Genomic DNA, 24,870 nt, shown 5'->3' with positions numbered 1-24,870 from the left:
CAGATGGTTTCGAAAATTATATTTGACAAATTTTTTTAAAAAAAAATATTATATTTGTCCTGCTTTATAATTCTATTTTATGGAGAAATCGGTATGAAACGTTTGATTTTGGCGGTTTGTGCTACTGTTTTATTGGCATCGTGCGGGAAAAGTACCGACGATTATGTAGGTTATTGGCGTCAGCAAGACATCGATAGAGAGAATATTGTCGAGATTAAAAAGGAAAACGGCAACTATTTTCTTACCGACATCAGTTTCTTAACGGGCAAACCTCAGGCGACTGTCTTAGTCGAACGGGACGGTAAGTTAGGCATCGGTACATTATTCGGTGAAATGCCGATCAACCTTTCAGATGATAAAAAAGAGATGTATGTTGACAAAAGCCGTTATAAAAAAATTGATGCGCGGATGAAAGATAAAATCGCAGCCCATCAAGAAGAATGTAAAAAACTCAGCCAACGTTATCGGGATGCGGAAGGGAAATTGCCTAAATTCGGCTTTGGCAAATATGCAGAAGAGCGAAAAGCCGCCGTCGAACTGGCTGACAAATTCAGAGCAGAATTTTCTGTTTTGGAAAAAGATATTAAGTGTAACGGCAAACCTTATTTGCCAAAACCATAATTAAGCAAAAGGTCGTCTGAAAACGGTTTTCAGACGACCTTTTGCTATAATCGGGCTTCATCGTCCCGCTCGGTTTGAAACCCTATGAAAACCCTCGTCCCCCTGCTGCTTTCCTTCTCCACTGCCACCGCTTTTGCCGCATACGGTTTAGGTTTGGGGCAGGAGCCGAAATATCCCGCCGACTTTCGCGCCTACGAATACGTCAATCCCGACGCGCCCAAAGGCGGCGTGTTTTCCCTGCCGATACAGGGCGGCTTTGATACGTTCAACCCGTTTACCCTCAAAGGCGACAAAGAAGTCGGCGTCCTCATGCTGACCGTGGACAAGCTCACGGACAACAGTTGGGACGAACCTTTCTCCATGTACGGGCTGCTGGCGGAAGACTTCTCACTTGCCGAAGACGGGCTGTCGGCAACATTCAGGCTCAACCCGAAAGCCAAATTTCACAACGGCGATCCCGTGCTTGCCAAAGATGTGGCCGCCTCCTTCCGCCTGCTTACCCAAGACAAAGCCGCCAATCCCTCCTACCGCATCTACTGGAGCGATGTTGCCAAAGTCGAAACGCCCGACGACAGGACAGTCGTTTTCCGCTTCAAACAGCGCAATGCCGAATTACACATGGTCTTGGGGCAACTGCCTGTCTTTTCGCATAAAAGCTATCCCGAAGGGCTGGAAAAAGGCGCAAACAAAATGCCCATCGGCTCCGGCCCCTACCGCTTCGTCAAAGCAGACATCGGGCGCATGAGCGAATACGCGCGCGACAAAAACTACTGGGCGCAAAACCTCCCGACCCGCAAAGGCAGATATAACTTCGACACCGTCCGCTTCAAATATTTCAAAGACAACAGCGTCCGCCTCGAAGGACTCAAAGCCGGACAATACGACTTCGTTTATGAAAACATCGCCCGAAACTGGGCGCGGGCTTATCCCGGCGAAATGCTCGCCAAACGCGGCTTGGGCAAATACGAATGGGTGCAACAAAGCAATGCCGGCATGCAGGGCTTTGTTATGAATATGCGCCGCGTCCCGTTCAACAACATCCTTGTGCGGCAGGCGATGGTCGAGAGCTTCGATTTTGAAAGCGTCAACGCCCGCATTTTCTACGGCGCATACCGCCGCAGCAACAGCTTCTTCACCAACAGCGAGATGGCGGCGACAGGCAAACCGCAAGGCGCGGAACTGAAACTGCTCCAGTCCCTCGGCAACACTCTCGATCCCGCCGTCCTGAACCAACCCGTCCCCGAACCGCCCCAAACCGACCCGAAGACAGGCATACGCCCCAACCTGCTCAAAGCCCGCGCCCTTTTAGAAAAAGCAGGCTACCGCTATAAAAACGGCAAACTGACCGATAGCCAAGGCAAACCCCTGACCTTCGAGTTCCTGACCGCATCCAAAAACTACGAACGCATTACCGCCAAATGGCAGCGCGACCTTGCCAAAATCGGCGTCACCATGAACATCCGCGTTACCGACCCTGCCTTATACCAAAGGCGTCTCAACGATTTCGACTTCGACATGACCATTACCGTCTATGCCAACAGCGAAAGCCCGGGCAACGAACAATACGATTATTTCGGCTGCGATGCCGCCAAAATCCCCGGCAGCCAAAACCTCGCCGGCGTGTGCCGCCCCGAAGTCGAAAAGCTGCTCAAACATTTCGGCAGCTTTACCAACCGCGAAGAGCTGAAAACCACTTCCCGGGCACTAGACCGCACCATCCGCCACCAATACATCATCGTCCCCGCTTGGTACGCCGACCGCTACCGCGTCGTTTACCGCAACAACCTCGGCATCCCGCAACAACTGCCGAAGTATTACGACCCGATAACGTTCCCGCTGAGTAGCGGGTGGTGGAAATAGGAGGGGCGGATAAAAGGTCGTCTGAAAGCCTCGAGATTTAGGTTTCAGACGACCTTGTTTTTATCTGCAACCTGCCTCTCTCCCGTCCGGCGGGAGAGGGCTGGGGAGAGGGTGGCTCTACGGGGGGTACGAATACGAATTTGCTTTTACCTAAAACCGTAAAGCCACCCCCATCCTAACCTTCCCCCGCCGGACGGGGGAAGGGACAGGTTGTCGTTGCTGCAATGAGTAGTGTGGGCTTTACCCAAGAAATGAGTAACCACTCGGCTGTTGTCTGATTTGGATTTTTAGATAGCAGGTTTCGTGGGTGCAGCCCACGCTACTTGAGTTATCCCAAGCTTGCATTGATTGAATGAAAGGTCGTCTGAAAACGAACGTGAACGGGTTTCCCTAACACCCAAATCCCAAAGTTTTCAGACGACCTCTTTTTTACCTGCAACCCGCCCCCTCTCCCGTCCGGCGGGAGAGGGCTGGGGAGAGGGTGGCTCTACGGGGGGTACGAATACGAATTTGCTTTTACCTAAAACCGTAAAGCCACCCCCATCCTAACCTTCCCCCGCCGGACGGGGGAAGGGACAGGTTGCCGTTGTGGCAACGAGTAGCGTGGGCTTTGTCCACGAGATGAATGCCGAAATGGATGCCCATTTGGCGGTTGTCTGATTTGGATTTTTAGATAGCAGATTTCGTGGGCGCAGCCCACGCTACGGGTTGGATTTCCAATTTAATTGAATAAAACCTACGTTGATCGCATAAAAAATTGAATCAAGGTCGTCTGAAAATCCCTAACCGCCACCACTCAAGCCGTATTCCTGTTTGTTGGGCATACGGCTTTTCGTTTCTGCCGGTTTATTTCTTCTGCCACGCTTGGCGGAGGTATTCGATGTGGTCGGGGAGGGCGTAGAAGGGGGTGTTGCCGTGGTTGGCGTTGGGGTATAGGGTGAATTGTGCGTCTGCGCCGAGGTGTTGGAGGGTGCCGGCAAGCAGTTTGGCTTGGGCGACCATTTCCCTGCCGATTTGTTCGGGGCGGTTGCTGCGGCCTTCGTGTTCACCGACGCTGATGCGGACGGCGGTGTCGGCGGGGAGGGCGGACGGGAGGAAGTCGAGGACGCGGCGGTTGTGCCACCAGATGGAGGGGGAGGCGAGCAGGTTGTGTTTGAAGCGGTCGGGGGCGGTGAAGAGGGAATAGAGTCCGAACAATGCGCCGAAGGAGTGTCCGAACAGGGCTTGTTCTTTGGGGTTGACAGGGTATTTGGCGGCAAGGGTCGGGGCGAGTTCGTGGTCGAGGAAGGCGGCGAAGCGGTCGGCTTGTCCGTACTGGCGGCGGTCTGGTTCAGTGGCGGTTTCGGGCAGGGGCGGGGTGTAGTCGAGGGCGCGTTGGGTCAGGTCGCGGACTTCGCCGTTGGGATAGCCGATGCTGACGATGAGGCAGGCGGCGCGGCTTCGGGTCATGGGGTTGATGAGCAGGGATTGCGCCATGCTGAGGGCGGCGGGAAAGAAGGCGTCGCCGTCGAGGATATGGAGGACGGGATAGCCTTGCGGGGGCGGGTCGCCGATGGCGGCGGTTTGGATGCGGTAGCTGCGGCCGGTGTGCTCGGAGCGGATGTGGGTTTCTTCGGCTTGCAGCAGGCGGGCGGCTTGCCAGTGTACGGTGCGTGAGGTCATGGCGGGGTTGTCGGTTGTGTTGGTGGGGTGTGTTGTGTGTGTTATCGGGTTGGCGGATGTTTCAGACGACCTTTGGGCTATATCTGCTGTTTTTTCTATAGTGGATTAACTTTAAACCGGTACGGCGTTGCCTCGCCTTAGCTCAAAGAGAACGATTCTCTAAGGTGCTGAAGCACCAAGTGAATCGGTTCCGTACTATCTGTACTGTCTGCGGCTTCGTCGCCTTGTCCTGATTTAAATTTAATCCACTATATTTGAATACATGGACATAAATGATAAAACCGGACAGGTGGTGTTCCCTGCCTGTCCGGTCTGTTTCCGTAATGTGTTGGTCTTCTGGTTTTTGGCGGTGATTTGTTTTCCTTTTGCTTTTCCCGTTTTTAGAAGTCGTAGCGGAGGTTTGCCATCAGGCTACGCTCCGAGCCGGGAATGTTGAAGGTGTTTGCGCTGCCGACGCGGGCGTAGTAGTGGCGGTTGAAGATGTTGTCGGCGTTGATTTGCAGCTTCAGCTTAGGCGTGAAGCGGTATGCCGCCATGGCGTCGAATGTGGCGTAGCCGCCCGCGCGCAGCCCTGCCGCCGAGGAGATGCTGCTCATCGCGTTCACGCCGCCGCCGATGGTCAGCTTGGGCGTAACTTCATAAGTCGTCCACAGGTTTGCGCTGTGTTTGGGCATCAGCAGGAAGATGCCGTCATCGCGCGAGTTGGCGGCGGTTTTGATTTGGCTGTGCAGATAGCTGTAACCTGCGTGGATTTGCCATTTCGGTGTAATCGCGCCGCTGATTTCGGTCTCAACGCCTTCCATAACGCGTTTGCCCAAGGCGGCGTAACGGGTGTTGCGGTTGTTCGGGTTCAGCGGTGCGGCGGCGTTTTTGTCTTTCAGGCGGTAGAGGGAGACGCGGGTGTTCAGGCGGTCGTCCATGTAGCTGCCTTTGTAGCCGACTTCAAACTGGTTGCCTTCGCGCGCTTTAAGCAGGTTGCCGTCGGTGCCGAGGCTGGTTTGCGGTGTGTAAAGTTGGGAGAAGCTGGCGTAGAGGCTGTTGTTGTCGTTCAAGTCGTAAACTGCGCCTGCGTAGCCGGTAAACTTGGTTTTGCTGGCTTTGTGCAACTCGTCACCTTCGCCCGCTTCGATTTTGTAGTGTCCCAAACGCCAGCCGCCGATGAGCGACAGCCTGTCGACCGGATGGAAGACGGATTTGCCGTAAACGCCGAATTCGTCAAGGTTTTCAGTAGCGACGGTATGGCTGTAACCGCGCGCGCCGGCACGGGCGTTCTGCATCAGGTTGACATAGGGAACGGAGTGGAAATCGCCCAAGGCAACATTACGCGCAACGGCTGCACGGCCTTGCTCGTTGGTGCTGCGCAAGCGGTTGTAGTCCGCGCCGACGACGAGTTCGTTTGCGGTGTTGCCCAAGGCAAACGGACGGCTGTAGCTTGCGTCAACCGCGAAGGCTTTTTGTTTGATTTCCGTGCCTAAGCCGACGACGTTTGCCTTATTGTCGGCAGAAAGTTTGTTGGCGGCGAAGGTGTAATTGGAGTCGGCATCGCGGTCGGAATAGCGCATACCGATTTTGCCGTAGCCGCCGTCGTCAAAATAATGTTTCAAATCGGCGAACACGTCATGGCTGTTCATTTTAAATTTGTTCCAATCCGCGCCGACGAAAGTGTGGTTGGGCAGGGACAGCAAATTGCCGCTGCTGCCGACGGGCAGACCGTTGTATGGAGCGAGGTGGCGTTGCTGGTAGAGATAGCCTACGCCCAAAGTCGTGTCGGGGTTGATGTCCCAATCCGCCGCCGCATAGAAGGTTTCGTGGTGGTTGTTTTTCTCCGCCGGACGGGGAGACGCACCTGAAGTCTGCGCCATCACACGGGCGCGAACGCTGCCGTCGGCGTTCAGAGGACCTGAAACGTCGGCTTCGGCTTTATATTGTTTGTGCGTACCAAACCCTGCCGCCGCATGGCCCTGGAACTCTTTGGTCGGGCGTTTGCGCACCAAATTCACAATACCGCCCATCTCGCCGCTGCTGTCGAACAAGCCGCTCGGGCCGCGCATCACTTCGACGCGGTCGAAGGCGAACAGGTTGGGCAGCGTGCCGTTGATACTCTGCATCTGCGCGGGCAGGCCGTCGATGTTGTATTCGCTGTATTCGTAACCGCGCGCATAAACCGACGAACGCCCGTCGTCATTGCTCAACACGCGCAGGCCCGGCGTTTTGCGCGCCAATTGGTCAAAGGTATCAACGTTGCGGTCTTTTACCTGCTGGTTGGTAATGATGCTGACGGATTGCGGAATCTCGCGTAAAGATGCGGGGATTTTTGTGCCGACAGTGGCGGCAAACGAGCTGTAATCGCCGTTTTTCTCGGTGGCAATCGCGTTATACGAACGCTGCCCCTTCACATGGACAGTATCCAGCTCGGCCGTTTCGGCGGCAAATACAGTGGAAGATAAAGCGGCCACAACGGCGGCAGCGGTCAGATTGGGTCGGAACATCAATTTCTCCGGTCTTTTACAAATGAGAATTGTTGTATTTTATATTTTTGATGGCTGACATTGTGGAAAAAAACTATCGTTTTCCCGACAATCTTTTGTGAATATGCGACAAGGTCGTCTGAAAACCTCAATTTGGGTTTCAGACGACCTTGTAGCAACTGCTTGAATCAGCTTGCCGATTCTACGCCATAAGGTTTGTTTGACGTTTTGATGGTCAGGGTCAGTACGGCGGCGATGGCGAGGAAGACGCCGGCGAAGGTCATGGCGTTGGACGGGTTTGCACCGAGGAAGGTGTCATAGATCCAACCGAAGGTAACGGTTTCAATCAGCATCGGAATCACAATCATCATGTTGACGATGCCCATATACACGCCGTAGCGCTCTTTCGGGATGGAGTGTACGACAATCATAAACGGCACGCCCATCATACTTGCCCAGCCGATACCGAAGCCGATCATCGGGGCGAACATCAGGTATTTATTGGTGATGTGCGGGATGGTTAAGAGGGCGAGCGATGCCAGGATAACGGCAAAGGCGTGGACATATTTCGCGGCATATTTACGCGCCATCCACATCAGTCCGAAGGCGGAAACAAAGGTTACGACATTGTAAAAACCGTTGACCAGACCGGTCCATGCCACTGCCTGTTCATAGGCAGCCTGGTCGGCAGATGTCGAACCCCAGACGGATTTGACGATACTGTGGGAGATGTATTGCCAGTAGATGAAGAGGGCGTACCATTGGAAGAGGTAAACGGAGGCAAGCTGCCACAGTGGGGTAGGCATTTCCTTAATGGCTGTGCCGATGTCTTTGACGGCGTGGACGGGGCCTCTGGGTTGGGCTTTGATTGCCGCCATTTCTTCGGGAGAAGGTTCGTGTTCGGGCGTGGACAATACGGTTACTAAAACAGAGCCGATGGAGCAGACGGCGCCGATATAGAACGAGCCGAATACCCAGTAGGGGATACCTGCTTCAGAGGTTTGTTGCAGCCAGCCGATTTGTTGGAAGATGTAGAGCGATACGTTGGCAAGGGTAATGCCCAAGCCGGTGAACACGGACTGCATCAAAAAGCCGGTGGATTGTTGGTGTTCGGGGACGGTATCGGCGATGAAGGCGCGGAAGGGTTCCATGGCGGTGTTGTTGCTGATGTCCAAGAGCCACAGCAGCAATACGGCAACCCACAATGCGGTAACGTGCGGATAGATGAAGAGGCAGAGGCTGCAACCGATGGCTCCGATTAAGAAATACGGGCGGCGGCGTCCCAAGCCGGGAATCCAAGTGCGGTCGCTCATGGCACCGATAAGGGGTTGAACGAGCAAGCCGGTAATCGGACCTGCCATATTCAGAATAGGCAGTTGGCCGGGGTCGGCATGTAAGAAACTGAAAATCGGGTTGATGGCGGTTTGCTGCAAACCGAAGCTGTATTGGATGCCGAAGAAGCCGAAGTTCATCAGCATAATCTGGCGAAGCGTCATCGATACTTGTGGGGAAATCTTCATTTTGAAGCTACTCCTGGACTTTGTAAGAAGAAAACATGGAACAACAAACTGCAGGAAACACTGCATAATCGAAGCGGTTGGACCGCTTTCTTTATTCTTTGGCGTATCGTATTGATACGTTGCAAATAGGTAGAGTGATGCGTTGTTTGTGTTTTCAGACGACCTTTTATTGTCGTATTGTGTCTGCCTCATGAAGCAGACGTCGTCTGAAAGAATGTTTTACTTCAATGCCGTGACCGACTGCCGCCAAATCGTTTCCCCGACAACCCGAACGGGCGGACGGGCGGTTTCTTTGGTCTCGATAATGTCGAACAGGATTTCCGCCGCCAGCGCGCCCATGCGCATATAGGGCAGCTCGGTGCTGGTCAGCGGCGGAAACAGGGTTTCGGCAATCGCGCTGTGGTTGTCGTAACCTGCCACCGATACCTGCTCCGGAACGCGTACGCCGCGCGTCCTCAAAATGCCGTAAACGCGGACCGCCATTTCGTCGTTGCCGCAGCAAATGACCGTCGGCGGGTCGGCAAGCGACAATAATTTCAACACTGCCGCAATCAAAGGCTCGCTGCCGTTGGCAAAATCGGTGATGCCGGTTTGCACCAAGTCAGGATCGAACACCATGTCCGATTCGTCCAAAGCGCGGCGGTAGCCCGCTAAACGCAGCCGCGTCGCTTCTGCGCCCGCCTGCAAGGTGATATAGGCGATACGGCGGTGTCCGTGACGGATGATGTTGCGTACCAAATCGTATTGCCCGCGCTCGTCGTCCGGCAAAACCGACGGCGTACCCGCCGCGTCGAAACAGTTGACCAAAACCATCGGGCAGCGGTTGGGCATTTCGGGCAGGACGATTTCGCGGTGCGATTCGGTTACATACAAAATGCCTTCCGCGCGGTGTTCCATAAACGTCCTGACCAAAGGGTCGATTTGCTCGTAGCGGTTGTCCGTATCCGCAATCATCAGCGTTTTGCCCGCTTCGCGGATTTTCTGCTGGATGCCTTTGATTAAAAACATATCCGGCAGACCGTGTACCCCGCCGTATTCGCCCGTGCGCGAGATGGCGCCGGTAATCAGTCCGACCAAGTCCGAGCGGTTCGACCGCATCACCCGCGCCGCCGAAGACGGGATATAACCCAAAGCCGCAATCGCTGTTTCGACTTTTGCACGGGTTTTATCGCTGACCGGCGCATCGCCGTTGATGACGCGGCTGACCGTTTTGGGTGAGACGCCCGCATAAGCAGCAACATCATAAATTGTAGCCATCTTACGACTCCCGCCTCAGCCCTGTTTCATTTGATTACGAAGCATATCACACCTGACATCGGTGTCATACTGAAAATTTTAAAAAACCTTGATGAAAATCAAGCACATCATTTGCATATTGCATACAATTCTTAACTAAATTGCTTACCCGTATCCGGCAAACCTGCGCCGTTTTGTTAAACTACATTAAACTACAAAAAAATCATTAAGTAGCGAACCAATCAGCCGCGGTACAATCTATAACTAAATCACATCCCGCCGAATGAGCGAACCCAATCCCGAAGGAAACCCGATGACCGCATTTACCGAAGCATGGCAAGCCCTTGAACAACACCGGCTCGACACACAACACCTCCACCTGCGCGACCGCTTCGCCGCCGAACCCGACCGCTTCGGCAATATGCACGAAACCCTCGACGGCCTCCTCTTCGATTACAGCAAAAACCGCCTCGGCGAAGACACTTTGCAACTCTTGTGCCGCCTTGCCGAAGCCTCGCCCCTAGCCGGACAAATGCACGCCATGCAAAACGGCGAAAAAATCAACCTCAGCGAACACCGCGCCGTCCTCCATACCGCCTTGCGCCTGCCGTCCGACGCCGCGCCCGTTTACGTTGACGGCGAAAACATCCTCCCCAAAATCCACCGCGAACTCGACCGCGCCCTCGCCTTCGCCGAATCACTCAACAACGGCAGCCACAGGGGCATCACCGACAAACCCATCACCGACTTCGTCCACATCGGCATAGGCGGCTCCGACCTCGGCCCCAGAATGTGTGTAGAAGCCCTAAAAGCCTACCGCCAAAACATCCGCGTCCACTTCGTCAGCAATTCAGACGACGCCGACATCAGCCGCACACTCGCCCACCTCAAGCCCGAAACCACCGTATTCAGCATTGCCAGCAAATCCTTCCGCACACCCGAAACCCTGCTCAACGCCTACGCCGCCCGCGCCTGGTATCGTGATGCAGGTTTGCCCGAATCCGGCATCTACCGCCACTTCTGCGCCATCTCCTCCGACGTTGCCGCAGCCCGAAACTTCGGCATCGCCCCCGACAACGTCTTCGCCATGTTCGACTGGGTCGGCGGACGTTATTCCGTCTGGTCAACCATCGGCCTGCCCGTCATGGTCGCCGTCGGCACCGACCGCTTCCGCGAACTCCTCGCCGGCGCGCATGCCATGGACACCCATTTCTTCCAAACCCCCTACCGCCGCAACATCCCCGTCCTCATGGCGCTCATCAGCATCTGGTACAACAACTTCCAGCACGCCGACGGACAAACCGCCGTCCCATACAGCCACAACCTGCGCCACCTCCCCTCGTGGCTCAACCAGCTCGACATGGAAAGCCTCGGCAAAAACCGCACCGCCGACGGCCGTCCCGTCCCCCATACCACAGGCGGCATCGTCTTCGGCGAAGAAGGCGTCAACTGCCAGCATGCCTATTTCCAACTCCTCCACCAAGGCACACGGCTCATCCCCTGCGACTTCATCGTCCCCATGACCACCGCCTACGGCATCAACCGCCAACACCGCTTCACCGTCGCCAACGCCTTCGCCCAAGCAGAAGCCCTGATGAAAGGCAAAACCCTCGAAGAAGCCCGCGCCGAACTTGCCGACCTGCCCGAAGCCGAACGCGAACGCCTCGCCCCGCAAAAAGAATTCCCCGGCAACCGCCCGAGCAACAGCCTCCTCCTCAGCGCCACCGACCCCCGCCGCCTCGGCATGCTCATGGCGGCATACGAACACCGCACCTTCGTCCAAGGCGCGGTTTGGGGCATCAACCCCTTCGACCAATGGGGCGTCGAATACGGCAAAGAACTCGCCAAAACCATCGAACCCGAACTCGACCGCGGCAACCCGCAGCACGACAGTTCCACCAACGGCCTCATCGCCTTCTACCGCGCCAGCCAAAACCGATAGGCAGTTCAAACATAAAAGGTCGTCTGAAAACTTATAGTGGATTAATTTAAATCAGGACAAGGCGAGGTAACGCCGTACTGGTTTGCCGTACTGGTTTAAGTTAATCCACTATACATCGGGTTTTCAGACGACCTTTGTGTGTTCATCATTTTCGCGGACAGAGTCCACGCTACAGCACTTGTGTCGCCAAGAAACTTTGTAGCGTGGGCTATGCCCGCGAGCCACTTAAGATTTCAGACGGCCTTTGCGTCTATCGTTTTCGTTGACCGAGTCCACGCTACGGCACTTGTGTCGCCAAAAAACTTTGTAGCGTGGGCTTCGCCCGCGAATTGCTAAACATTTCAGACGACCTTTCCTACACCTTCCCGCATCGGCAATATCTGGCTTCACTTCTGTCCGCTTTGTTCCACCTGCCGTTTGAAGCGTGTGCCTGCGGCGTGGTAGAAGGGGCGGGGGGAGAATTGGCGGGAGACTTGTGAGGCGAAGATGCAGGCGATGAGCAGCCAGAAGAGGAGGTTTTGCCCACCGGTCATTTCCATCACGACGACGGCGGAGGTGAGCGGCGATTGGGTGGCACCGGCGAGGAAGGCTGCCATGCAGATGAGGACGAGGACGTGGGTGCCTTGGGCGAGTCCGATGAGGATGGCGATGTGTTCGCCCAAGACTGCGCCTATGGTGAGGGAAGGGGTGAAGATGCCGCCGGGCGTACCTGTCCAGTAGGTCAGGACGGTGGAGAACCATTTGGCGACGGCGAGTCCGGCGGGGGCTTCGTGGATGCCGCGCAGGGCTTGGGCGGCTTCGTGGTAGCCTGTGCCGTAGGTTTTGCCTTGGTAAAGCGTGCCGATAGCGGCGAGCAGGATGCCGATGAGGGCGGCGGTAATCAGGGGATGGCGGCGGATGTGTTCGCGCCATTTGGCGGGGGCGAAGGCAGTGGCGCCGAGATACAGGGTGCGTCCGAACAGTCCGCCGGCGATGCCGCACGCGAGTCCGCAGCCCAATACCCAGCCGAGCATATTGTCGAGCGCGCCGCCGCTGAAGCCTGAAAAATAGGGATTGTTGCCTTGGATGGCGACTTGGATGAAACCGGCGGCGAGGACGCCGAGCAGGATTTGCCGCTCCCAACGCAGCATGACTTCGCGCCCGAGTTCTTCGATGGCGAAAATCACGCCTGCCAGCGGGGCGTTGAACGCGGCGGCCAGACCGCCTGCCGCGCCTGCGGCGATAAGATCGTTTTCCTGCATGCCGCGAAAGGCGAAGCCGTGTTTTTTGCACCATGCGCCCCACGCGCTCATGACTGCTGCGCCGACTTGGACGGACGGCCCTTCACGCCCGACGGATGCACCTACGCACATGGCGAGGAAGGTCAGCGGGATTTTGAGGAGGGTTTCGCGGAGGCGGATCAGGCGGGTTTTGTTGGCGCCGTAGGGCAGGGCGAGGCTGGCGAGCACTTGCGGGATGCCGCTGCCGGAGGTGTAGGGGGCGAAACGGCGGGTGATCCAGACGATGAGCGGCAGCCCGAAGGGCAGGGCGACCCAGGCAAACCAAGGATATTTTTGCACCAGCTCCGCGTTCGTTTCCAACGCGAAATCCGCCATCCAGGCAAACAGGAGGGCGGTCAGCGCAACCAGTGCCGAACCTGCCAGCAGGAACAGAAAAGCAATGCTTTTACGCGAGATGCGGCGGGTTTGGCGGATTTTGTGCGTGATGTGGTAGGCGGGCGGTTTGGTCGGCATGGTATGCGGAAGTGTGGAAAAGGTCGTCTGAAAAGGGTTATTGCGGAAGGCGGTTCGCGAATAAGGTAAAAATAGCTTGTAAAGCAGGGCGGCAAGCGGGTTAAAACAGTATGGGTTTTTTGCTGATAAAGCCCACACTATGGTTTTGCGCTTGACCTAAAGGTCGTCTGAAACCGTTTCAGACGACCTTTTTTCGTACTGCCTTAACCGGTATTGCGCAAACCTTGTGCCACGCCGTTGATGGTCAGGTGCACCATCAGGAGGGTGTGCGGGTCGTGCGGGTCTTTGCGCAGGCGTTTGAGCATGGCGACTTGCAGGCCGTTGAGCGCGTTCAGGTACGGAATCCGCAGGGCGAGCGAACGGGCGAGGCTGCGGTTGTCGCGCAAGAGTTCGTCGGTTTGCAGAAGGTCGAGCAGGGCTTTGCGGCTGCGTTGGTATTCTTCCTTAATCATGCCGAAGATGACGGCGGCTTTTTCGGGCGATTCGCTCAAGCCGGCGTAGTTTTCGGCGAGGGTGATGTCGGTTTTCGCCATGACTTGTTCCATATTGGAGAGCATGGCTTGGAAGAATGGGTTGTGGTGCGCGTGTTCCTGCAGGGCGGCAAGGGTTTCGGGTTTGCCTTCGCACAGGCTTTCCACTGCGCTGCCGAAGCCGTACCACGCGGGCAGCATCAGGCGGTTTTGCATCCATGAGAACACCCACGGTATCGCGCGCAAGTCCTGAATCCGCGCCAAGGTTTTGCGGCTGGCGGGACGGCTGCCGAGGTTGAGGGTGGCGATTTCCTGTATGGGGCTGGTTTGCAGGAAATAGTCGATGAAGTCTGGGTGGGTAATCAGCTCGCGGTAGTATTTGAACGATACGTCCGACAATGCCTGCATGAGCGCGGGTTCGGGGTCTTTTTGATCGGGCAGCAGGCTGGCTTCGAGCGTCGCGGCGACGAGGGTTTCGAGGTTGCGCACGGCGTTGCCGGGATCGGCGTATTTGGCGGTGATGACTTCGCCTTGCTCGGTAATGCGGATTTGTCCGGCCACGCTGCCTGCGGGTTGGGCGAGGATGGCTTGGTAAGACGGGCCGCCGCCGCGACCGACGCTGCCGCCGCGGCCGTGGAAGAGGCGCATACGGACATCATATTTTTTGAAGAGTTCGACCAAGCCCAATTCCGCCTGATAGAGGCACCAAGAGCTGGTAACGTAGCCGCCGTCTTTGTTGGAATCGGAATAGCCGAGCATGATTTCCTGAATGTTGTCGCGGCTTTGTAGCAGGTCGCGGTACCATTCGTTGCTGAACATGGTTTCCATGACGGGGCAGGCGTTTTCGAGGGCTTCGATGGTTTCGAAGAGGGGGACGATGTTGATGCGGCTTTGCGGTTTGCCGTTTTCAACCGTCAATAAGCCGCTTTCTTTGAGCAGCAGCGCGAGGGCGAGCAGGTCGCTGGGCTGTTCGCAGTTGGAGATGATGCTTTGGGTAACGGCGTTCTCGCCGAATTCGTCTTTGATGTTGCGCGCTTCGTTGAAAATCGCCATTTCGCGGCGGGTGTGTTCGCTGTAAGTGATGAACGGGCTGGACAGCGGCCGCTGGTGTTTCAGCTCGCGCAGCAGGACGGTTTGTTTTTCCATTTCGGATAGGCTGGCATAGTCTTCCAAACCGGCGTGTTTGAAGAGTTCGGCAACGACATCAGCGTGTTTTTCCGCGTGTTGGCGCAAGTCGAGCGGCATCATGTGGAAGCCGAACACGGACACGGAACGGATCAGGTCGGCGAGCCTGCCTTCGCCCAAAAGCGCGCTGCCGTTGTCGCACAGGGAGCGTTGCAGCTTGTGGAGGTCGTCTGAAAACTCCTGCGCCGAGGCGTAAGGCATCATAAAGCCGAATTTGCAGCCCATACCCAAGCCGAGCGAGCGGGCTTTGCCCATGACGCGCGCCATGATGTAGGCGATGGCGCGGCGGTACGGCTCTTCGGTGCGGGCGATTTCTTCGTCGGGCGATTCGTCGGACAACGCCATTACGTCGTCGTTGACTTTGACGCGGCGGACGGAAAGCGGCAGCTCGCGGTAGAGTTTGTCGAGTTCGCCGCGGTAAAAGCGGAACACCGCGTCGCCATGTCGGCGGAACGCGAAACGCAGGGTCTCGGCGGAGACGAACGGATTGCCGTCGCGGTCGCCGCCTATCCAGCCGCCGATTTTTAAGATGTCGGGCACGTCCACATCAGGATAGGTCGTCTGAAACTCGCGTTCCATGCTGCGGTAGAGTTTGGGCAGCGCCTCGAAGAAACTCATCGGGAAAATGGATACGCCGTTGTTGATTTCATCGTTGACGCTGATTTTGTGGTGGCGCGTTTCGCTGGTTTGCCACAAACTCAACAAGATAGTGTCGATTTCGCGGCGCAATTCCGCCTGCGCGTCGGGATGGGTGCAGCGTTCGCGGCGGGGCAGGAGGGCGCGGATGCGGCGGTTGAAGTTCAACACGGTTTGGCGTTGCACTTCGGTCGGGTGCGCGGTCAGAACGGCGGTAACATTGGTTGTATTTAATTGTTTTTGAACCGCCTTGCCGCCGATTTTCGCCGCTTTGAGTTTGCGTACCGTTTCCGCCAAGCTGCCTTCCGCGCCGCCGTGTCCCGCCTCTTCGTGGATTTGGCGGCGGCGTTCGTGGTGTACGTCTTCGGCGATGTTCAGAATCTGCGCAAACAGGCCGCAGGCAAGCGTCAGGTCGTGGGTTTGCTGTTCGTCCAGTTGCGGCAAAACCTTCTCAATCAAAGCCGCGCTGTCGTCCGAAGTGGACAACAGTTTGACCGTTTCCACTACCAAAGGCGAGGCTTCTTCGTGCAGAAGTTTGTACAAAGACTGTTTCAAAAATTCCGCGTCCGCCGCCAGAGCCGCGTCTTTGGGATTGTTCAGGATATGCAGTTGCATGATTTTCTCTCTTTATTTATCTTAAAAACAAACGTAAAACATTGTATAGCAGGTCGTCTGAAACCGCCATCGGAAAAGGTGTTGCAAAACACTGAAACTTGATGTAACCCGCGTCCGCACAAGTCAAGCCGTTAATTCCTTAACAAAACCGCCCGTGCATTTCAGTCCGATTATTCTGCCGTTCGTATCCGCAGCATAGTCCGAAGTGTAGAAATCCCGTAAAATATAGTGGATTAACTTTAAACCGGTACGGCGTTGCCTCGCCTCAGCTCAAAGAGAACGACTCTCTAAGGTGCTGAAGCACCAAGTGAATCGGTTCCGTACTATCTGTACTGTCTGCGGCTTCGTCGCCTTGTCCTGATTTAAATTTAATCCACTATACTACGACATAAAATCCTATTTTCACGCAGGCACAGTATGTTCAACTTCAATTCCGTACGCGAAAACGACAAACGCCAACCCACCGTCCGCACCGCCGTGGCAAGCGGCTCCATCAACATGAGCACCTCCGCCATCAAAGTTTTGGCGGAAAACGCCACCCAAAACGCAGGCATCCTCAACGTCGCCCGTGTTGCCGCCGTCCAAGGCATCAAGCAGGTCGGACTGATTGTCCCGCTTTACCAACCCGCTGTCTTGCAACACGTCCGCGTCGATTTCGATGTCGATCTCGAACTCGCCTACGTCAAAGCTACCGTAACCGTCACTTCGGAAGTCGGCAAAAGCATCACGACCGAAGCCGTCACCGGTGTCAACATCGCCCTCATATCCATCTACGACATGATGAAAGAAGTCGACCAGTCCATGATGATGACCCGCATCCACCTCGAATCCGAAAGCGGCGGCGAACGCGGCCCGTTTGTATTCGACGATGCCTACGAAAACATCGAATTCTGATTGAACAAACAAAGGTCGTCTGAAAACCCGGTTTGAGGTTTCAGACGACCTTTTTATTTACGCTAAAGCTTTGCTATGAAATGCTTTCGGTCGGTGAACTATTTCTGCCGGATACGGTCTTCTTTTGGCATTTCCGTATGCGGCAATGGTTTCATCAGGAATTGTTAGTATTCCAAAACTTCGTTATACTTATAAAGTATTAGTTATTTTGAATTAATTTTATAGTAAATTTAAATCAAATAGGGAATACTTATGTCGTCATTCCCGCGCGGGCAGGCGTTTTTCTTTTTTAACCCACGATAAAACAACAGAGAGAATTTATGGACACATCCCAACCTGCGCCCCGTTCCGACCAACAAGCCAACCGCCGCTATCTGACCGTGTGGCGGTGGCATTTTTATTTCGGGCTATTGGTCGCGCCCTTTCTGACCCTGCTTGCCATCACAGGTCTGGGCATGCTTCTATTCGCCAACATTACCGGCAAAGAGGGTGAGCGTATAAACGTTACCCCGCAGGCGCAGGTGCAGCCTTTGTCGGCGCAGGCGGAAGCGGCGCGGCAGTCTGTGAACCCTGAAACCGCTTCGGTGGTGCAATATATCGCGCCGCGCGCCGACGATATGGTTGCCGTGTTCCGCGTGAACAACGACGACAAAGCGACCATGGTCGCCGTCGATCCTTACACGGCGAAAGTCGTCAGTTCCATGCCGCGCAATGAGGGCTGGTATCACACGATGGACGGAATCCACGGCGATATGATGCTCGGCACGGCGGGCGATTACCTGATAGAAACTGCCGCGTCGCTGACCATCCTGATGATGATCACGGGGATTTATCTTTGGTGGGCGAAACAGCGCAGCCTGAAATCCATGCTTGTGCCGCAAACGGGCAAAGGACGCACATGGTGGCGTAGCATGCACGGCGCATTCGGTACTTGGGTTTCTTTGATTTTATTGCTGTTCTGCCTGTCTGGTGTTGCTTGGGCGGGCATTTGGGGCGGTAAGTTCGTTCAGTCTTGGAGCCAGTTCCCCGCCGGCAAATGGGGGGTCGAACCGAACCCCGTATCCGTCGTGCCGACCCACGGCGATGCGTTGAACGACGGCAAAACCAAAGAAGTGCCGTGGATTCTGGAACTCACGCCCATGCCTGTTTCCGGTACGACGAAGGGCGAAAACGGCATCAATCCGAGCGAACCGATGACCTTGGAAACGGTTGACCGCTTCGCCCGCGAAATCGGTTTCAAAGGCCGCTACCAGCTCAACCTGCCCAAAGGCGAAACGGGCGTGTGGACGCTGTCGAAGGATTCGATGAGCTACGACATGGTCAGCCCGACCGCCGACCGCACGGTGCACATCGACCAATACAGCGGCAAAATCCTGGCCGACATCCGTTTCGACGATTACAACTTCTTCGGCAAATTCATGGCGGCGAGCATCGCGCTGCACATGGGGACGCTGGGCTGGTGGAGCGTGCTGGCGAACGTCTTGTTCTGCCTGGCGGTTATTTTCATCTGCGTCAGCGGCTGCGTGATGTGGTGGAAACGCCGCCCGTCCAAAGCGGGCGGACTGGTACCTCCGGCGCAGAAAATCGAGCTGCCGGTATGGTGGGCAATGGCTGTGCCGCTTTTGATTGTGGCAGTGTTGTTCCCGACCGCCATCGCCGCCATCGTCGTGATTTGGCTCTTGGATACGGTGTTGCTGTCGCGGATTCCGGTGCTGTCGAGGTGGTTCAAATGATGGTTTGAGCCGTTTCCCGCAAACCGATACGCAGCGTGGGCATCGCCCGCGAATAGTATGGGTTTGAAGGTCGTCTGAAAATCCGATTTTGGTTTTCAGACGACCTTTCCTTATTTTTACCCCGCGGTTTTCCTTTTCCGCCCGCTTCGGTATCATACCGCCTGTCTGTTTATCCCTGACGGAATCCCGATTATGTCTGACTGGTCCCTCCCCGATTTCGAACGCAAAATCTGCCCGCCCGAAGAATTGGCGCAACGTCTGCACACGCTTCCCCGCCCGCTGGTGTTTACCAACGGCTGTTTCGATATTCTGCACAGGGGGCATGTTACCTATCTGGCGCAGGCTCGGTCGGCGGGGGCGGCGTTGGTGCTGGCTTTGAACACGGATGCGTCCGTGCGCCGTTTGGGCAAGGGGGACGACCGCCCCGTCAATCCGCTGGAAAACCGCGCGGCGGTAGCGGCGGCATTGGCAAGCGTGGATTTGGTCACTTGGTTTGACGAAGACACGCCCGCCGAGTTGATCGAGCAAATCAAACCCGACATCCTGATTAAAGGCGGCGACTGGCCGGTCGAAAAAATCGTCGGCGCGCAAGAAACGCTGGCGCGCGGCGGCAAAGTGTTTTCCATTCCGTTCCTGCACCAGACTTCCACCACGAAAACGCTGGAGAAAATCCGCGCAGCCGAGGACGGCAAATGACCGCGCTGAAACTGCCGCACAGTCGGGTTTTGGCGGAACTCGCCGACGGTCTGCCGCAACACGTTTCCCATCTCGCGCGTATCGCGGGCGTGAAGCCGCACCAGCTCAACGGCTTTTGGCAACAGATGCCCGCGCACATCCGCGGACTGCTGCGCCAGCACGACGGGCAATGGCGGCTCGTGCGCCCGCTTGCTTTGTTTGATGAAGAAGCCTTGCAGCGCTTGGGCGCGGAACGCGGTTTTCAGACGACCTTAAAACACGAATGCACGTCCAGCAACGACGAAATCCTGAATCTGGCGCGCACTTCGCCCGAACAAGCCCATAAATCGCTCTGCGTCGCGCATCTGCAAACCAAAGGCCGCGGGCGGCAGGGACGCAAGTGGACACACCGGCTGGGCGAATGCCTGATGTTCAGCTTCGGCTGGGTATTCGACAAACCGCAGCACGAACTCGGCTCGCTCGCCCCCGCCGTCGCGCTCGCCTGCCGCCGCGCCTTGGCAGCATCAGGTTTGGACATACAAATCAAGTGGCCGAACGATTTGGTCGCCGGCAGGGACAAACTCGGCGGCATCCTGATCGAAACCGTCCGCAACGAAGGCAAAACCGCCGCCGTCATCGGCATAGGCATCAATTTCGTCCTGCCCAAAGAAGTCGAAAACGCCGCCTCCGTCCAAGCCCTTTTCCACAACGCGCAGCTTGCCCGCGGCGCAACCGCCGTACACTGCATTCCCGTCTCAACGCTGTTGGACAAATTGTTGGGCGAACTCAATGCCGTCCTGATGCAATACGCGCAAGACGGGTTCGCCCCCTTCCTCGAAGAATACCAAACCGCCCACCGCGACCACGGCAGACCCGTCCTGCTCCTGCGCGACGGGCAGACCGTAAACGAAGGCACCGTACTTAACGTCGATGCACAAGGCGCGTTACACTTGATGACATCGGCAGGCGAACAAACCGTCGTCAGCGGCGAAATCAGTCTGCGCCCCGACGACACGCCCCGCACCGCCGCGCCGCGCCCGCCCGAACGCCTCCTCCTGCTCGACGGCGGCAACAGCCAGCTCAAATGGGCATGGGTGGAAAACGGCGTGTTCAACGAAGTCACCCGCGCGCCCTACCGCGATTTGAGCAAGCTCGGCGAAGAATGGGCAGCGCGTTCAGACGACCGCACCCGTATCGTCGGCTGCGCCGTGTGCGGCGACCTCAAAAAAGCCCTGGTCGAAGCCCACCTGACCGCGCCCGTCCGCTGGCTGCCCTCCATGCCGCAGGCGCTCGGCATCCGCAACCACTACCGCAACCCCGCCGAACACGGCTCCGACCGCTGGTTCAACGCCTTGGGCAGCCGCCGTTTCAGCCAAAACGCCTGCGTCGTCGTCAGCTGCGGCACCGCCGTAACCACCGACGCGCTCACCGAAGACAACCATTACCTCGGCGGCACCATCATGCCCGGCTTCCACCTTATGAAAGAAGCCCTTGCCGCCAAAACCGCCAACCTCGACCGCCCCGCCGGTAAAGTGTACCCCTTCCCCACCACCACGCCCAACGCCATCACCAGCGGCATGATGGATGCCGTTTGCGGAGCCGTCATCATGATGCACGGGCGACTGCAACAAAAAACAGGCGAAGGCAAACCCGTCGACGTCATCATCACCGGCGGCGGCGCAAGCAAAGTCGTCAACGCCCTGCCCAAGCAGTTTGTTTTGGACAATACAGTAAAAATTGTAGATAATCTCGTCATTTACGGCTTATTGAACTGGGTCGCGCAAGAGCAGGAACAGCCTGATAAATTGCCCGAATAAGCAGCAATGCCGTAGCGCAGAATCAAAAAGGTCGTCTGAAACGCAACACCGCTTTTCAGACGACCTTCAGACGCAGCAAACTCCAGCCGGTTGGCTTTGATGCCGATCCGCCACAACCAATAACAACACAAAACCGCCCGCACACTACAACGGCAACCGAACACAAAAAAGGAAAACAACTCATGAAATGGCTTTTCGCCGCCCTCGTGGCACTCAACATCATCGTCTTCGGCGGCATGATTACGCACCGCCTCAACAACGCCAAATCCCCCAACGCCGCCCCCGTAGAAGGCGGCGCCCACGAACTCGCCCAACCTGAATCCCTGCGCCCGCAGCAAGCTCCCGCGCCTGCCGACAACGCGCAACCCGACTGGCTGCAAACCGACGAAACACAAGCCGACCTGCCAGAGCCTGAATCCGAAGAAGCCATAGCCGAACGCAAGAAAAAAGAAGAAGAGGAACAGGCGCGCCGCGAAAAAGAAAAAAAAGAACGTGAAGAAAAAGCCCGCCGCGAAAAAGAAAAAGCCGCCGCCGAAAACACCAACCCGGCTGCTGCCGCCAACGAAAATCCTGCCGCCAAAAACGCATCCGCCGCCCGCCAATGTACGTCTAACGCCAGCGTTACCCTGGATGAAGACGACTACCACCGCATCAAAGGCCTGCTGACCCGCTGGCCGCACGCCGCCAGCCGCACCGTAGAAAAACGCGGCGCATCGAAAGACCACGCCGCCAAAACCTTCCGCGTCGTACTGCCCGCCGACAGCGAAGCCATGAACCGCCTCGAAGCCCTCGGCAACAAAGGCTTCAACGGCACGCTCCACAACGGCGAAATCAGCCTCGGCGTCATGAAAAGCCGTTCCTCCGCCCAAGTCCTCATCTCGCGCCTGTCCGCAGCAGGTTTCGGCGGCGCGCGCATCGTCGAACAAGACGACAAAGGCAACGCCGCCGACAGCACCCTCAGCGTCTCCCGCATGACCGTCATCTTCATGTCGGTCGATGAAAAGGACGCACAGGAAATCCGCAACATCGTCGGCCGCTACGGCAGCCTGAATATGAAAACCTGCAAATAAAACCCAAAGGTCGTCTGAACGTTTTCAGACGACCTTTTTACAGAAATATAGCCCATTCAAACCGTGAAAGTTCCTGCCTTCCTTCCTGCTTGGGTGGAAAAGGAGGTAAGGGTATTTTCTTAATGAATCCATTTCGGGCGTGAAAGCTTTGCCAAGTGCCTGAGACCGTCAATTCTGAGGAGTGTCCGTATTGATGAAACCCTTAATCTTTTTACTTCCCGCCGTGTTATCCCTGCATGCTGCCGCACAAAACTACGTCATTGCCGACGACCGGCTCAGTAGCGGGGTGTTGACGCTTGAGGGCAGCAGTTTTTCCGTCAGTACCGTCAATCCAAACGGCAATGTGTGCGATTATGAAGGCATCGTTCGCAACCGTATTGCCAGTGACGGGGAGGGCTGTGTCGTGCATTTCAGTTTCAAGCGCGACAGCGTGCGTTTGGACATCCCCGAAACCGCCCGAGAAGCCTGTCAAAGCTATTGCGGGCATAATGCTTTTTTCGACAGGGTTTATTATAAAATGCCGACGGCCTGCGCCCCGAAATATGCAGAAGCGGCAGAGCGGCGTTTCCGGGCTGCCTATCGGGAAAAACGTTTCCGAGAGGCGGCAAACCTAAAGCGGCAATATCTGAACCAATGCGGCAGATTCCTCTATCTGACCGACTGGATGCGGGTTTTGAATGACTTGGCAGTCAGCTTTAAAAATGCCGGAGATAAAGCGGCCTGCCGCAAAACGCTTGCCCCATTGTCCGAATGGCTGCGGGATTATCGGCCAAATTACATCAACGAAACAGATTACAAACGCGAAGCGTCTGCGGCAAGGTTTAACTTGAAACAGTGTGAAGCGGAATAAAACGAAATTCGCCCAGTATTTTCATATGATGGCCGATATGGTTATCTGTGGTATAAAAAGCCATAATATTTCTTAAATACTAAAAAATAGATATTTTATTCTAAAAAATCCAATTTAAAATTATATTGTTTTAATAAAAATCTATTGCTACATTCATAAAAAATCACGGGGTCGTCTGAAAAGCGGTTTTTCAGACGACCCCGTGTGCTAAACTTCGTTAAATACACACAAAACAGGCAAAGCAATATGTTTACATTCAAATCACTGCTCGATATGCCGCGCGGAGAAGCTCTTGCCGTCGTCGTGGCGTTAATCGGGGCGATGGGTTACACCATCATTTCGCTGGGCTGGCTGCCCCATATGTCCATCATTGCCGCCATTACCGTCCTTATCCTCTACGGTCTCGCGCGCGGGTTGAAATATAACGACATGCAAAAAGGCATGGTCGGCGCGGTGGGGCAGGGCATGGGCGCGATTTACCTGTTTTTCTTCATCGGGCTGATGGTCAGCGCGCTGATGATGAGCGGCGCGATTCCAACGCTGATGTATTACGGTTTCGGGCTTATTTCCCCTACTTATTTCTATTTCTCCGCCTTTGCGCTCTGTTCCGTCATCGGTGTGTCCATCGGCAGCAGTTTGACCACTTGCGCCACCGTCGGCGTTGCCTTTATGGGCATGGCGGCGGCGTTTCATGCCGATTTGGCGATGACGGCGGGTGCGATTGTTTCCGGCGCGTTCTTTGGCGACAAAATGTCCCCGCTCTCCGATACCACGGGTATTTCCGCCTCCATCGTCGGCATTGATTTGTTCGAACACATCAAAAACATGATGTACACCACCATTCCCGCGTGGCTCATCAGCGCGGCATTGATGCTGTGGCTCTTGCCCAATGTTGCCGCCCACGATTTGAACAGCGTCGAATCCTTCCGCAGCCAGCTTGAAGCGACGGGCTTGGTGCACGGCTATTCGCTGATTCCGTTTGCGCTGTTGGTCGTGCTGGCGCTGTTGCGCATCAACGCCGTTGTCGCCATGCTCTTCACCATCCTCGCCGCGCTTGCGGTAACTTATTTCCACAGCACGCCCGACTTGAACCAGCTCGGCACATGGTTTTACGGCGGCTACAAACTCGAAGGCGAAGCGTTTCAAGACATCGCCAAACTCATTTCGCGCGGCGGTTTGGAAAGCATGTTCTTCACGCAAACCATCGTGATTCTCGGCATGAGTTTGGGTGGATTATTGTTTACGCTCGGCGTGATTCCGTCGCTGCTGGACGCCATCCGCGCGTTCCTGACCACCGCCGGACGCGCCACATTCAGCGTTGCCGCTACGTCGGTCGGCGTCAATTTCCTTATCGGCGAACAATATTTGAGTATTTTGCTTTCCGGCGAAACCTTCAAACCCGTGTACGACAAGCTCGGACTGCATTCGCGCAACCTTTCGCGCACGCTGGAAGACGCGGGTACGGTCATCAATCCGCTTGTGCCGTGGAGCGTCTGCGGCGTGTTCATCAGCCACGCCCTCGGCGTACCCGTTTGGGAATACCTGCCTTACGCCTTCTTCTGCTATCTGAGCCTGATTTTGACGCTGCTGTTCGGCTGGACAGGTCTGACGTTGAGCAAGAAAGAAACCGCGTAAAGCGGCGGGATAGAAAGGTCGTCTGAAAACCTTCGGTATGGTGAAGCCGCCCGCGAAAAAACGCAGCGATTTTTGAGATAATCTGCTCAGTTTTTTATTGCACTATTTGCAACTCTTTTTCACTTTTTAAAAAAGCGTGAAGCCACACGCGCTAATTTTTGAGAAAAACACTTTTTAAACTTATTTCACACGCTGCAATAATGTTTCAAATCCTGCCAAACAAAGGCAGGATTTTTTTATGTTACATT

The 24,870-nt window shown here is 55.7% G+C and carries 17 protein-coding genes; 10 read left to right on the top strand and 7 right to left on the bottom strand.

What is annotated here, in order from left to right; translation table 11 throughout:
* Positions 1 to 93: 93 nt before the first annotated feature.
* Entirely contained in the window at positions 94 to 621 is a 528-nt protein-coding gene (locus RSJ68_08695; protein WNU96518.1) for a hypothetical protein, read from the top strand.
* An 84-nt stretch (positions 622 to 705) separates the two neighbouring features.
* Positions 706 to 2,481 carry an extracellular solute-binding protein gene (locus RSJ68_08690; protein WNU96517.1) on the top strand — a complete coding sequence of 592 codons (1,776 nt, stop codon included), beginning with the start codon at positions 706 to 708 and terminating at the stop codon, positions 2,479 to 2,481.
* A gap of 846 nt (positions 2,482 to 3,327) precedes the next feature.
* On the opposite strand, the gene RSJ68_08685 is transcribed toward RSJ68_08690, so the two are convergent.
* The 4 genes from RSJ68_08685 to RSJ68_08670 form a co-directional block, all read right to left on the bottom strand.
* A complete protein-coding gene (locus RSJ68_08685; GenBank protein ID WNU96516.1) occupies positions 3,328 to 4,143 on the bottom strand; it encodes an alpha/beta hydrolase in 816 nt (271 codons plus the stop codon).
* Between the two features lie 380 nt (positions 4,144 to 4,523).
* Positions 4,524 to 6,632, bottom strand: a complete 2,109-nt coding sequence (locus RSJ68_08680) for a TonB-dependent siderophore receptor (protein ID WNU96515.1) — start codon at positions 6,630 to 6,632, stop codon at positions 4,524 to 4,526.
* Positions 6,633 to 6,799: 167 nt separating this feature from the next.
* A complete protein-coding gene (locus RSJ68_08675; GenBank protein ID WNU96514.1) occupies positions 6,800 to 8,131 on the bottom strand; it encodes an MFS transporter in 1,332 nt (443 codons plus the stop codon).
* Between the two features lie 219 nt (positions 8,132 to 8,350).
* Complete coding sequence (locus tag RSJ68_08670) at positions 8,351 to 9,388, bottom strand: LacI family DNA-binding transcriptional regulator (GenBank protein ID WNU96513.1); 1,038 nt, start codon at positions 9,386 to 9,388, stop codon at positions 8,351 to 8,353.
* Positions 9,389 to 9,680: 292 nt separating this feature from the next.
* Between RSJ68_08670 and pgi the strand changes: the two genes are divergently transcribed.
* Positions 9,681 to 11,309 carry a glucose-6-phosphate isomerase gene (pgi, locus tag RSJ68_08665; protein WNU96512.1) on the top strand — a complete coding sequence of 543 codons (1,629 nt, stop codon included), beginning with the start codon at positions 9,681 to 9,683 and terminating at the stop codon, positions 11,307 to 11,309.
* A gap of 386 nt (positions 11,310 to 11,695) precedes the next feature.
* Here pgi and RSJ68_08660 read toward each other — a convergent pair whose 3' ends face one another.
* Both RSJ68_08660 and ppc read right to left on the bottom strand, forming a co-directional pair.
* On the bottom strand, positions 11,696 to 13,042 hold the full coding sequence (locus RSJ68_08660) for a chloride channel protein (protein WNU96511.1): 1,347 nt from the start codon (positions 13,040 to 13,042) through the stop codon (positions 11,696 to 11,698).
* A 203-nt stretch (positions 13,043 to 13,245) separates the two neighbouring features.
* Positions 13,246 to 15,948 (bottom strand): phosphoenolpyruvate carboxylase, encoded by a 2,703-nt coding sequence (gene ppc, locus RSJ68_08655; protein ID WNU96510.1) that lies wholly within the window; start codon positions 15,946 to 15,948, stop codon positions 13,246 to 13,248.
* A gap of 417 nt (positions 15,949 to 16,365) precedes the next feature.
* On the opposite strand from ppc, the gene RSJ68_08650 reads away from it, so the two are divergent.
* The 4 genes from RSJ68_08650 (at position 16,366) to RSJ68_08635 (ending at position 21,067) form a co-directional block, all read left to right on the top strand.
* The gene (locus RSJ68_08650) at positions 16,366 to 16,842 is read left to right on the top strand and encodes a cyclic pyranopterin monophosphate synthase MoaC (GenBank protein ID WNU96509.1); all 477 of its coding nucleotides are present in this window, start codon (positions 16,366 to 16,368) and stop codon (positions 16,840 to 16,842) included.
* 320 nt (positions 16,843 to 17,162) lie between these two features.
* A complete protein-coding gene (locus RSJ68_08645; protein WNU96508.1) occupies positions 17,163 to 18,575 on the top strand; it encodes a PepSY domain-containing protein in 1,413 nt (470 codons plus the stop codon).
* A gap of 189 nt (positions 18,576 to 18,764) precedes the next feature.
* A complete protein-coding gene (gene rfaE2 / locus RSJ68_08640) occupies positions 18,765 to 19,271 on the top strand; it encodes a D-glycero-beta-D-manno-heptose 1-phosphate adenylyltransferase (GenBank protein WNU98380.1) in 507 nt (168 codons plus the stop codon).
* Positions 19,268 to 21,067, top strand: a complete 1,800-nt coding sequence (locus tag RSJ68_08635) for a bifunctional biotin--[acetyl-CoA-carboxylase] ligase/type III pantothenate kinase (protein WNU96507.1) — start codon at positions 19,268 to 19,270, stop codon at positions 21,065 to 21,067. Before rfaE2 ends, RSJ68_08635 begins: the two co-directional genes overlap by 4 nt.
* Here the strand turns inward: RSJ68_08635 and RSJ68_08630 are convergent.
* Positions 21,007 to 21,246 carry a hypothetical protein gene (locus RSJ68_08630; protein WNU96506.1) on the bottom strand — a complete coding sequence of 80 codons (240 nt, stop codon included), beginning with the start codon at positions 21,244 to 21,246 and terminating at the stop codon, positions 21,007 to 21,009. The two genes, RSJ68_08635 and RSJ68_08630, sit on opposite strands and share 61 nt — an antisense overlap.
* 3 nt (positions 21,247 to 21,249) lie before the next feature.
* Here RSJ68_08630 and RSJ68_08625 point away from each other — a divergent pair, with 3 nt between their 5' ends.
* The 3 genes from RSJ68_08625 to nhaC all read left to right on the top strand — a co-directional run bounded on the left by RSJ68_08625 (position 21,250) and on the right by nhaC (position 24,622).
* Positions 21,250 to 22,137: a cell division protein gene (locus tag RSJ68_08625; protein ID WNU96505.1), complete on the top strand. Its 888-nt coding sequence runs from the start codon at positions 21,250 to 21,252 to the stop codon at positions 22,135 to 22,137.
* A gap of 193 nt (positions 22,138 to 22,330) precedes the next feature.
* Positions 22,331 to 22,987: a hypothetical protein gene (locus RSJ68_08620; GenBank protein ID WNU96504.1), complete on the top strand. Its 657-nt coding sequence runs from the start codon at positions 22,331 to 22,333 to the stop codon at positions 22,985 to 22,987.
* A gap of 246 nt (positions 22,988 to 23,233) precedes the next feature.
* A complete protein-coding gene (gene nhaC / locus RSJ68_08615) occupies positions 23,234 to 24,622 on the top strand; it encodes a Na+/H+ antiporter NhaC (protein ID WNU96503.1) in 1,389 nt (462 codons plus the stop codon).
* Positions 24,623 to 24,870: the final 248 nt, after the last annotated feature.

The organism is Neisseria sp. DTU_2020_1000833_1_SI_GRL_NUU_006 (assembly GCA_032388755.1).
Lineage (GTDB): Bacteria > Pseudomonadota > Gammaproteobacteria > Burkholderiales > Neisseriaceae > Neisseria > Neisseria sicca_C.
The sequence above is the reverse complement of the archived record's forward strand: the minus strand, read 5'-3'. Positions and strand labels throughout refer to the sequence as shown.